The following is a 9,444-nucleotide window of genomic DNA, read 5'->3' as shown; positions in this document are numbered from 1 at the left end:
GGCAACCGGCAACCAACCGGTGACGCCCGACATTGCTAGACCAGCGGCACCCCTCCAGCCGAACACCTCGTCCTGCGGTAGCCAACCCGCGCATATCAGTCTGACAGCGCCGTCGATCAAGACGCGCCGGCCAACCGGAGCAGGCGGGGGAGCGAACACAAAAGAGCGGTCCAAGACATCCAGCCTTGGACCGCTCACCCATGCCCGCTTGACAAGGAAGGCCTACATATCAGATGTGCTTCAGGTATCTCTCGGGCGATGCGAGGAAGGAGCGCCAGTTGGCCACCAGCTCCAGCTCTTCCCAGGCCCGGGGCCGCAACCCCCACGGGCCGACTTCCAGGATCTGCGCATTCGGAAGGGCCGCAAGCACCGGCGAATGGGTGGACATGATGACCTGGGACTTCCCTGCGGCCAGCAGATCCTTCAGGACGGCCAGCAGGCTCAGACATCCCATAAAGGACAACGCGGACTCGGGTTCGTCCAGGACCCACAGCCCGGGACCTTGGAAGCGGTCAGCGGCCAGCTCCAGGAACGCTTCCCCGTGGGACATGTCATGGAATGGAATGTCCGGGCCGGACGTGCTCGGATGCTGCTCGAGGTACGTGAAGAACCCGTGCATGGATTCCGCCCGCAGGAAATATCCCCGCCGGGTGGCGCCGGCGTTCCTGATAAGTTGCAGGTGGCCGGCCAAGGCGGATTCCGTGCGCCGGGTAGAATGCCGGGCGCCGGTTGAGCCGCCTTCGGGCGATAAGCCGTAGGCCAGCGCGATTGCTTCCACCAGGGTGGATTTCCCGGACCCGTTTTCTCCGACCAGGACAGTGGCCGGCGTCAGGTCGAGCCCACTGTCCAGGACCTGCGCGACCGGGGGCAGGGTGGCCGGCCACTGACCACGGTCCAGGGCGGTGCCGGGGTCCTCGGCGACGCGTCGGATCGGAAAGTCCTTCAGTGGCATGCGGCTATTCTTGCAGGCCCAGCCGAACCACTTCCGTTCCGTTCGAACCGCCGCAGTCCGGCTGCAGGCTATTAGGCTGTGGGCCCATGAGTACTTTCCCCAGCATGGATCCCGGCGTCTTCGCGGCGGACTTGAAGGCGCAGTTCGACGCGTTCCTTGACGAGCACCGGGCCGCCCTGCACGACTGCCTTGACGGGCTAAGCGAACAGGAGGCCCGGGCTTCCCTGGTTCCCTCCCGCACGACGCTGCTGGGGCTGGTCAAGCACGCCACATTCGTGGAGAAGGTCTGGTTCGACGAAGCCGTGACGCGCCGGAGCCGCCAGGAGATCGGCATTCCGGCGACCCCGGACGAATCCTTTATCTTGGACGACGGCGACACCATCTCAGGTGTCCAGGCCGCCTATCGCCGGGCGTGCGCGGAGTCCCGCAGCCGGACGGGACGCCTCGGGCTGGATGAGCTGGTCACTGGGAACCGCCGCGGACCGCTGCCGTTGCGCTGGGTCTACCTGCACATGCTGCGGGAACTCGCCCAGCATTGCGGGCACGCAGACATCCTCCGCGAGCAGCTCCTCGCGGCGCGTGCCCCCGACTAAAACAGCAACCAGGGCCGCGGCCAAGCCAGCAACTAAACCAGCAGCTAAACCCGCAGACTGTCGAAGTCGCCGTAGTCGAGGGCGGCGTAGCGGCCGTAGGCGCCCAGCACGGCCGCTTCGATGGCGTCCACGTCGAGGTGCGGGACCAGGTCGTTGACCGCTCCCGCCGTCGCCGGGTCCCAGTCAAGGCCCAACGCGGCGTAGCTGGCCTCCAGTACTGCCCTGATCGGCGTGGAGTTCTCGACGATGATCACCGAGCTGAACAGCCAGCCGCCGGACACCACGCGCTGTGCGGTGCCGATGAGTTTGAGCAGCAGCGCGGGGGTGCTCGACGTGCCGTGGGAACTGCCGTGCACACTGAACTCCCCCGGGCAGTACTCGCCGGGAATCTCGCCGACGGCGGCCTCCACCCCGGCGTCGCGCAGTGCCTGCGCCAGCAGTTCGCCGAAGAACGAAAAGCGGCCCTTGGCTCCGGCAATCGCATCTGTGTGCGGCTCCAGGTGGTCGATCACGAGGGTCCCCTCGTGGTACGCGGCGGCCCGGCCGCCGGCCTTCCGGACCAGGGGCTCGAACCCCAGTTCCCGGCAGGCCCGCGCCGCGGCGTCGAAGCCTGGCAGGTGGGTGTCCCGCTGGCCGAAGGCCACGGTGGGGGCGGGCCTGTACAGCCGCAGCAGGGGGCCCGCCGTGCCGGTCTTCACGCGCTGCAGCAGCCCCAGCGCAAAGTCCAGGTCCGCCGCCGCTCCGAGGGAGTGACCCTGGCGGTAGACCGTCAGGGTCCGGGGTGCGGCCGCGGGCTGCTGCATGTTGTTATGCTCCCTTATGGTCATTCTGCAATTCCTCGTGGTCGCCGCGGCGTTCGCCGCAATCGACGCCGTCTGGCTCAAGTCGATGAGCAAGTTCTACCGCCGGCACCTGGGCCACCTGATGGCGGACAAGCCCCATCTAGGCTACGCCGTGGTGTTCTACGTCCTGTACATCGCCGGGATCCTGTTTTTTGCCCTCCGTCCGGCGCTCGACGGCGGCAGCTGGCTGACCGCGCTGGGCTACGGCGCCGCGCTGGGCGGTTTCGCGTATGCGACCTACGACCTCACCAATGCCGCGACGCTGAAGAACTGGCCGTTGCCGATTGTCGTGGCGGACATCCTCTGGGGCGCGTTCCTGACCGGCCTGGCCACCGTCGTCGGCTGGCTCGTTTTCCACTAGCCGGGCAGCGGCGGCATTCCCGCCGCCGGCTAGCTCTTGCGCAAGGTCAAGATCTGTTCGGCGCGTCCGAAGGGGCCCTGCAGATCGTGCAGCACGGTGGAGGTCAGGCCGATGCCGTCGGTGCCGAACGAAACCTCGTTGTCCAGGCCCAGCCACTCACCCACTGGTCGCCGGTACATATGGATCTGCAGATCCAGGTTGGGGAAGGCATAGCTGTCCTTGCCCGGCGGAACCCGCGCGGCAATCCCGTTGGCAGTGTCCACCAGCCCGATCAGCCGGGCCAGGTCACTGCTGTCGGCACGGTCCGTGAGCGGGTGATCGGTGTGCAGCCAGACGGTACCGGAGCCGGCCCGGTGGCCCTCGGCGATCCGCATCTTGAGCGAGGCGATGTACCCGCCCGGCCAGACCGTTGCGGCGTCGTACGGCTCGCAGTCCTCCGGAGCGGGGATCCGGGGGTCCTCGAACGCGGCGATGGCGGAGGTGTCCGAGGTGATCATCCGCCAGGCCGTGGCCCGGATGGCCACCCGGCCGCCGGCCACCAGTTCGGCCTGCAGCAGTTCGATGGTCCGTCCGGGGCGCAGCGTCGTGGTGGTGACTTCAAACTCGCCACCCGGGATGAGGCCGAGGATCTCGTAGCTGATCCGGGCCATCCGCATGTCGTCCCGCGGCTCGTGCCGGGCGAGGCAGTCGGCCATGATACCGGACGCGGGGGCCATGTGCTGTTCGTGCACGTTCCAGGCGCCTTGGGCGTGGATGGTGGAGCGGAAACGCCCCTCCCCCAACGCCTCGTAGTAGAAATCGCCCTCGGCCAGCATCGGTAGTTCAGCAGTCAACGTCGAGCCTTTCGCATCATCAATCAGAGAATCCCCACCACCCTATCGCCTGGGGCCGCCGCCTCTTCGCGGCGCCCTGGTCCGGCAGCCGCGCCGGCCACCTCGCCGGCGCTGGCCGCCCCGGCGGCCGGGCGGCGGCGCAACAGGACCAGGCCGAAGACCAGCAGGACGACGTCGCCGCCAATCATGATGCCCCAGCGCCAGGCGCTGCTGACGTCGCCGAGCTGGAGTGCGATGTCCGAGACTGCGTGGATGAGCACCAGCGGCCAGATCGACGAGCCTCGCATCCGCAAGGCCGCCAGGCCGAATCCGGAGCAGCTGGCCCCGACCACCTGGGCGGCCGTCACGACCGGGTTCGCGCCGAAGGCGATGTTGCACAGGTGCATGAGGCCAAACAGCGCGGAGGCGAGGCCGGCTGCCCGCAGCGGGGTCCAGGACGCGAGGGCATTAAAAATTACCCCGCGGAACCACAATTCCTCGTAGACGCCGGTGGCCAGATAGCCCACTACAATCACGACGGTCGCCGTCGCCCCGACGTCCTTGATCCCGCCAACAAACGGCGCGATGGCCAGGACCGCGGGAACGGCCAGGAGGGGGGCCCGCCATCGTCCGGAGGTGAAGACGTCACGGCTGCGGAATGCGACATAGCCGGCTGCGGCCACGGCCAGGGCGAGTACGGCAATGAACCGCTGTTGCATGGGTTCGAGGTCCGGCGCCAGCCAGCCAAGCAACAGGGCAGCGCCCAGGGTGGCTGCCGCGGCGGCTGCGGCCAGCAGCAGCGCCGTGGCGAACGGACGGGGTTGGGGTGCGGGCCGGGTGCTCATGAAGGATCCTTTTCCTGGGTGCGGAGGGGCGGGGTGGTGAACGATTTGGACGGGGCTGGTGTGTACGGTCTGGCTTGAGGGCGTTGGTCTTCAGGCGCGGATAACCGGCAGCTGCGGCGCGGCTTGGTTGGCGCCACCGCCGCCGGGGAGGGCGCCGGCCGGGAGGGCGCGCCAGCGCAGGGCGGTGACCAGGACGCGTGAGCCCACCATGGCCAGGGCCATGACGACGAAGGCCGCCGTCCATGATTCGCCGCCGGAAATGTGGTTACTGATCGAGAAGTCCCGGACGGCCCCCGAGGCCCAGCCGGCGGCGGATTCGGCGAAGCCGATGCGGCCGCCGATCACGAGGATCCAGAGCAGGGCGTAGGCGGCGCCGGCGCGGCTGGCGACGGAGCCGTCGGACCGCCGCTCCAGGCGCATGAAGATGCCCGCCACGATGCCCAGCGCGGTGCCGGCGCAAGCACCGATGGCGGCGAGCGCCGTGTCGTTTCCGGAGGCCGGCGCGGCAGACAGGAGCAGGAAGCCGGCGAGCAAGGCGAGGATGAGGGGAAGCACCAGCCGGCGGCCGGTGACCGGGCGGGTGCCCAGGTTGCTGCCGAGAATAAAGACGAGCAGTCCGAGGTTGAGAAGCCATTGTGCGGTAGTCATGGCTCAAAGGTACTGACGCGGATTCCGCGGCGATTCGGCCCCCCGGTGGAACCTGTTGTCCGGCTCTCCACCCGTGGGTGGAGGCGCGGGTGGAGGCGCGGGAGGGTCCCTTCAGCCGGTGGCGATCCCCTGGCGGAAGGCGTAGGCGACCAGCTGCGCCCGGTCCCTCAGTGCGGTTTTGGCCAGCAGGTGGTTGATGTGGGTCTTGACCGTGGAGTCGGAGACGAAGAGCCGGCCGGCGATTTCAGTGTTGGACAGCCCCTCCGCAATGAGTGCCAGGACGTCCAGTTCCCGCGGGGTAAGCCCACCGGGCGCCGCGGCCGGCAACCCCGGGGCGGCCAGAGCCTTTCCTTCCCCCCGCCCCAGCAGCTCCAGCAGCCGCCGCTGCACCGTGGGATCCAACTGCGCGTCCCCGGCGGCGACCGTCAGCAACGCCTTCCGGATCTCTTCGGCGTCGGCGTCCTTGGTCAGGAAGCCTTTCGCGCCGGCCCGGAGGGCGGAAAACACCCAGTCGTCGTCCGCGAAGGTGGTCAGCACCACCACCCCGCACGACGGCACTTCGCGGCCGAGGATTGCCGTGGCCTCGACCCCGTTCAGGACCGGCATGTGCAGATCCATGAGGACGACGTCGGGATGCAGCCGTCCGGCTTGGCGGACGGCATCGGCGCCGTCCACTGCAACACCGACAACKCTGATCCCGTCGAGGAACCCGAGGATCATGGCCAGGCCGTCCCGGACCACTTTTTGGTCGTCCACTATCAGCACCCGCACTTGCCCGTCGCCCATCCGCCGTGTCCCCTCCTGAGTGGTGTTGTGGCCCAGCCTTTCACGGGGATGCTGGCTGGTCACGGACCGTATGATTCCAGTCATGACGTCTTCCCGGCAATGGCTGATCCCACTGGGACTGGCCATGGTGGCACTTGTGGCGGCCAGCGCGGCGCTGGGCCCGGTGGGGTTCTCGACGAGCGGGGCCGGCATGTTCAACGCGGCCGCCGCGGCGGCCTTCACGGCCGCAGCTGTGCCGTACCTGCTCAAGGACCGGCTGCCGCAGCCGGCCTACGTCGTCCTGATGGTGGTGATGGCTGCCGCGGTCGTGGGGATGCGTACAGCCGATCCGACTGCTGAGGTCACCGCCCTCTTTCTGATCGCGGCTTTTGCGCCGCTGCGGCCGCCACGGCTCCTGCTGCCGGCGCTGGTGCTGCTTGCCGCCTGCGCCGTCAACGTCGTGCAGCTGAGTACCGGCCAGGGCGTGGTCTCGCTGGTTCTTGCAACGGATGCGGGTGCGGCGTTCTTCTTGCTGGTGGGAGTGCTGTTGCGGCGGGAGAAGGAGCAGCGGGAGCGGATCGCCGTCCTCTTGCGGCAGGTGGAGGCCGGCCGCGAGGCTGAACGCACCGCCGCCGCTGCCGCCGAACGGGCGCGGCTGGCACGCGAGATGCACGACGTGCTGGCCCACACCCTGTCCGGACTGTCGCTGCACCTGGAGGGATCACGGTTGCTGGCTCGCAGCGCAGGGGCGGACGCGCGCCTCCTAGGGTCGCTGGACCGGGCCGGCGCCCTCGCCAAGTCCGGGCTCGCCGAGGCGCGGCGGGCCGTGCTGGCCCTGCGCGAGGATGAGGCCCCGGGCCCCGGCCGGCTGCAATCGCTCCTCGATCAGCACCGCGATGCTGCGTCCGGTCGGCTCAGGTTCAACTCCCGGGGCGAGGCGGTGCCGCTGCCGCAGGAGGCCGCGCTGGCTCTCTATCGGACGGCACAGGAAGCGCTGTCCAACGTGCGCAAGCACGCCCCAGGAGCCGACGTCGACGTCGACCTTAGCTGGGAGCAGACCGCGGTGCGGCTCACGGTGACGGACAACGGCGCGGCCGACGGCGCGGCCCCGGGCGGCGGCGTGGGCTTCGGTCTCAACGGAATGGCTGAACGGGCACGACTTGCCGGCGGTACCGTCGAGGCGGGGCCGCTGGGCAGCGGATTCCGGGTCCGTCTCACGATCCCCGTCTGACCGCCGGCACGGGGCCCTTACTCGCGTTCTTCGACCCTCCCGGAAAGACGACCCGCGGCACCGGGTTCCCATCTGATCCGCCGGACTGGGTAGACTCGGGACCAAGGTTTACCGACTATTCTGCGAAGAGGTGCTCCACTGATCAGAGTCATCAGCTACAACCTCCGCAAGCACAAGGCCAGCGGCGAACTGGAAGCCCTGGCCCGCGACTACGAGATCGACGGACTCTGCCTCCAGGAGTGCGACACCGAAGATCTGCCCGAAAGCATCGGCGGCCTGCACCTGGCTGAGGCCACCAGAGGCAACCGGCTGGGCTTGGCGATCTACTACCGCAAGGACCGTTTCACCGCCGGCGAGTCCAAGACGTTTGCGCTGAAGAAATCGTTGCACGACCGCGTGCTGGCACCCGCGCACGAGCGGCTCATTGGTACCCGGGTGGTGGACAACGAGACGGATCACGATCTGGTCCTCGCGTCCTTCCACGCGGCACCGCTGACGGCGTCGAACTCACTGCGCCGGAACCAGATCCACGCCGCGCACGCCGAGTTGCTGGGCATGGGCGCGGGTCTGATGACGCTCATGGTGGGCGACTTCAACTATCCGTTCTTCACCAAATACCTCACCGAGCAGATGAAAGACGCCGGCTACGAGCTCTCGCTCAGCGACCGGCGGACCTACACCCGGTACAAGGTCTTCAAGGGCCACTTCGACTTCGCGACGTCCCACGGCCTCATGATCGAAAACGTCGAAACACTGCCGCGCGGCGCCTCGGACCACCTCCCCATCTTGATCTCGGCCGAATACGGCCAGGGCCCGGGGTCTGCGGAGAACTAGGCGTCACCTGGGCCGGGTCACTTCAGTGACCCGGCCCAGTGAAGCGAACCGGTGAACCGGATCAGTGAATGAGGCCGGACACCAGATTGATGGTGGTGGCCAGCACAATGGCACCCAGCAAGTAGGACAGCAGCGCCTGCCGCAGCACGGTGCTGCGGATGGCGTCGGTCTTCAGATCGGTGTCTGAGACCTGGAAGGTCATCCCCACGGTGAAAGCCAGATAGGCAAAATCGAGGTACCGCGGACGTTGGTCCTCGTTGAAGTCGACGCCGCTCGCGTCCCGGTAATAAATCGAGGCGTAGCGCAGGGTGTACAGCGTGTGCACAAGGAACCAGCTCAGCGCGACGCTGCCCAGCGCCATCGCGATGATGGCGGCTTTCGCGCCGCCTGCGGCGTTGGATGCGTCCACGAGGATCAGGGCAACCCCCGCAAAGCTGGCGAGCGTGGCCGTCAGGACCAGGACATCGGAGACACCCCGGCCCGGATCCTCGCGCCGGGCGTGCGCTGCCGTGGCCTCGGACTGCAAATGCCCGATGACCGCCCACACCCAGATTAGGTAGGTCAGCGACGCTGCCGCCCACCCCATGGCCGGTGCGTACGCCCATGACTTCAAGGACCCGACGGCCAGCCCCACTGCGACTCCGACAACGACCATGGCTGCCACCCGCAGCCGCGAATGATGGGCCCGGGTGTTGAAGTTCAGCCCTTGGCGGCCAGCCCTGTTATGTGTGCTCATGCTGCGATCATTTCACCCCGGACCCGTCTGGCGTGCCCCAAGCCGGGCGTGTTGCCGTCAGTGGGCGTGTTGCCGTCAGTGCAGGTGGTCCCGCCAGTCACCGGGAAGGCGTGAGGCCGGCCCCGGGACACCCTGGCCTGGCGGATGGTGCGCGGGCGGTTCCAGGTCCGGTCCGTCAAAAAACGAGGAGCTGGGGTAGTCGAAGAACCAGTCTTCGCCGGGTTCGAAACTCCGGATGACCGGGTGGCCGCTGGCTTCGGCATGCGCGGTGGCATGTTGGCCGGGCGAATTGTCGCAGCAGCCGATGTGGCCGCATTGCGCGCACCGGCGCAGATGCAGCCACCAGCCTCCCCCGGCCTCGCATTCAATACAGCCGGTGCCGCTGGGTGGAACCGATTCGTCAATTCCAAGCTTGGCGTCCATCTGGCTTCCCCTCGGATTCGAGTGCCTTTCGGTCCTCGGTCCAGCCTACGCGTACAGCCAGTGGAGGGTCCGCGCCTGCGGCGTCTGGGTCTTTAGTCCCTGTTCGGGATACGGGCGGGGGCGTGAACTGTAATGGTCCTCCGGCCAACCATTCCCGGAGCAACCCCGGTCCTGACGACGCGGACCACGACCGCCGGCCGAGATCCCGGCCAGGCCATCAACGGGTATCAATTCCAAATCATTCGGTGCCCTTCCGCTAAGAAATCCGGGACCCTCCCCCGAGCAATCCGGGCCAGGGGACCGCCCACAGCCGGGCTGCCCGGGTCCGGCTGGGCACCGAAGATATGGCCTTCGTCAAAGGACCAGTCGACGGCTGGGGTTGGCGGGATGACGACGGCAACT

12 protein-coding genes are annotated in these 9,444 nt (G+C 68.0%); 4 read left to right on the top strand and 8 right to left on the bottom strand.

The features are described from left to right. Nucleotides 1–229: 229 nt before the first annotated feature. A complete protein-coding gene (locus AC1DGI_RS15865; RefSeq protein WP_476899518.1) occupies nucleotides 230–952 on the bottom strand; it encodes an AAA family ATPase in 723 nt (240 codons plus the stop codon). A gap of 86 nt (nucleotides 953–1,038) precedes the next feature. On the opposite strand from AC1DGI_RS15865, the gene AC1DGI_RS15860 reads away from it, so the two are divergent. Then, the gene (locus AC1DGI_RS15860; RefSeq protein ID WP_476899517.1) at nucleotides 1,039–1,545 is read left to right on the top strand and encodes a DinB family protein; all 507 of its coding nucleotides are present in this window, start codon (nucleotides 1,039–1,041) and stop codon (nucleotides 1,543–1,545) included. A gap of 44 nt (nucleotides 1,546–1,589) precedes the next feature. Here the strand turns inward: AC1DGI_RS15860 and AC1DGI_RS15855 are convergent, their stop codons facing one another. Next, complete coding sequence (locus AC1DGI_RS15855) at nucleotides 1,590–2,348, bottom strand: lipoate--protein ligase family protein (RefSeq protein WP_476899520.1); 759 nt, start codon at nucleotides 2,346–2,348, stop codon at nucleotides 1,590–1,592. Between the two features lie 16 nt (nucleotides 2,349–2,364). Between AC1DGI_RS15855 and AC1DGI_RS15850 the strand changes: the two genes are divergently transcribed. After that, a complete protein-coding gene (locus AC1DGI_RS15850; protein WP_476899516.1) occupies nucleotides 2,365–2,748 on the top strand; it encodes a DUF2177 family protein in 384 nt (127 codons plus the stop codon). A 29-nt stretch (nucleotides 2,749–2,777) separates the two neighbouring features. Here the strand turns inward: AC1DGI_RS15850 and AC1DGI_RS15845 are convergent, their stop codons facing one another. The 4 genes from AC1DGI_RS15845 to AC1DGI_RS15830 all read right to left on the bottom strand — a co-directional run bounded on the left by AC1DGI_RS15845 (nucleotide 2,778) and on the right by AC1DGI_RS15830 (nucleotide 5,923). Then, nucleotides 2,778–3,581: a thioesterase family protein gene (locus tag AC1DGI_RS15845; RefSeq protein WP_476899515.1), complete on the bottom strand. Its 804-nt coding sequence runs from the start codon at nucleotides 3,579–3,581 to the stop codon at nucleotides 2,778–2,780. A 23-nt stretch (nucleotides 3,582–3,604) separates the two neighbouring features. After that, complete coding sequence (locus tag AC1DGI_RS15840; RefSeq protein WP_476899514.1) at nucleotides 3,605–4,405, bottom strand: CPBP family intramembrane glutamic endopeptidase; 801 nt, start codon at nucleotides 4,403–4,405, stop codon at nucleotides 3,605–3,607. A gap of 90 nt (nucleotides 4,406–4,495) precedes the next feature. Then, the gene (locus tag AC1DGI_RS15835; protein ID WP_476899513.1) at nucleotides 4,496–5,053 is read right to left on the bottom strand and encodes a CcdC protein domain-containing protein; all 558 of its coding nucleotides are present in this window, start codon (nucleotides 5,051–5,053) and stop codon (nucleotides 4,496–4,498) included. A gap of 111 nt (nucleotides 5,054–5,164) precedes the next feature. Further along, nucleotides 5,165–5,923, bottom strand: coding sequence for a response regulator (locus AC1DGI_RS15830; protein ID WP_476899512.1), 759 nt, complete (start codon nucleotides 5,921–5,923; stop codon nucleotides 5,165–5,167). On the opposite strand from AC1DGI_RS15830, the gene AC1DGI_RS15825 reads away from it, so the two are divergent. Together AC1DGI_RS15825 and AC1DGI_RS15820 are read left to right on the top strand one after the other, a co-directional pair. Then, nucleotides 5,922–7,049 (top strand): sensor histidine kinase, encoded by a 1,128-nt coding sequence (locus AC1DGI_RS15825; protein ID WP_476899511.1) that lies wholly within the window; start codon nucleotides 5,922–5,924, stop codon nucleotides 7,047–7,049. The genes AC1DGI_RS15830 and AC1DGI_RS15825 overlap by 2 nt on opposite strands. Before the next feature lie 141 nt (nucleotides 7,050–7,190). Then, nucleotides 7,191–7,883, top strand: a complete 693-nt coding sequence (locus tag AC1DGI_RS15820) for an endonuclease/exonuclease/phosphatase family protein (RefSeq protein ID WP_441403232.1) — start codon at nucleotides 7,191–7,193, stop codon at nucleotides 7,881–7,883. Nucleotides 7,884–7,944: 61 nt separating this feature from the next. Here AC1DGI_RS15820 and AC1DGI_RS15815 read toward each other — a convergent pair whose 3' ends face one another. Both AC1DGI_RS15815 and AC1DGI_RS15810 read right to left on the bottom strand, forming a co-directional pair. Beyond that, complete coding sequence (locus AC1DGI_RS15815; protein WP_476899510.1) at nucleotides 7,945–8,619, bottom strand: DUF1345 domain-containing protein; 675 nt, start codon at nucleotides 8,617–8,619, stop codon at nucleotides 7,945–7,947. Between the two features lie 75 nt (nucleotides 8,620–8,694). Then, nucleotides 8,695–9,042: a UBP-type zinc finger domain-containing protein gene (locus AC1DGI_RS15810; protein WP_476899509.1), complete on the bottom strand. Its 348-nt coding sequence runs from the start codon at nucleotides 9,040–9,042 to the stop codon at nucleotides 8,695–8,697. Nucleotides 9,043–9,444: the final 402 nt, after the last annotated feature.

The organism is Arthrobacter sp. 05N428_2, from assembly GCF_056397065.1.
Note: the sequence above shows the minus strand (reverse complement) of the source record. Positions and strands in the feature narration are given on the sequence as shown.

Excerpts from the sequence above, each read along its gene's own strand:
- AC1DGI_RS15865 (WP_476899518.1), bottom strand. The coding sequence starts at position 952 with ATGCCACTGAAGGACTTTCCGATCCGACGCGTCGCCGAGGACCCCGGC.
- AC1DGI_RS15860 (WP_476899517.1), top strand. The coding sequence starts at position 1,039 with ATGAGTACTTTCCCCAGCATGGATCCCGGCGTCTTCGCGGCGGACTTG.
- AC1DGI_RS15855 (WP_476899520.1), bottom strand. The coding sequence starts at position 2,348 with ATGCAGCAGCCCGCGGCCGCACCCCGGACCCTGACGGTCTACCGCCAG.
- AC1DGI_RS15850 (WP_476899516.1), top strand. The coding sequence starts at position 2,365 with ATGGTCATTCTGCAATTCCTCGTGGTCGCCGCGGCGTTCGCCGCAATC.
- AC1DGI_RS15840 (WP_476899514.1), bottom strand. The coding sequence starts at position 4,405 with ATGAGCACCCGGCCCGCACCCCAACCCCGTCCGTTCGCCACGGCGCTG.
- AC1DGI_RS15835 (WP_476899513.1), bottom strand. The coding sequence starts at position 5,053 with ATGACTACCGCACAATGGCTTCTCAACCTCGGACTGCTCGTCTTTATT.
- AC1DGI_RS15825 (WP_476899511.1), top strand. The coding sequence starts at position 5,922 with ATGACGTCTTCCCGGCAATGGCTGATCCCACTGGGACTGGCCATGGTG.
- AC1DGI_RS15815 (WP_476899510.1), bottom strand. The coding sequence starts at position 8,619 with ATGAGCACACATAACAGGGCTGGCCGCCAAGGGCTGAACTTCAACACC.
- AC1DGI_RS15810 (WP_476899509.1), bottom strand. The coding sequence starts at position 9,042 with ATGGACGCCAAGCTTGGAATTGACGAATCGGTTCCACCCAGCGGCACC.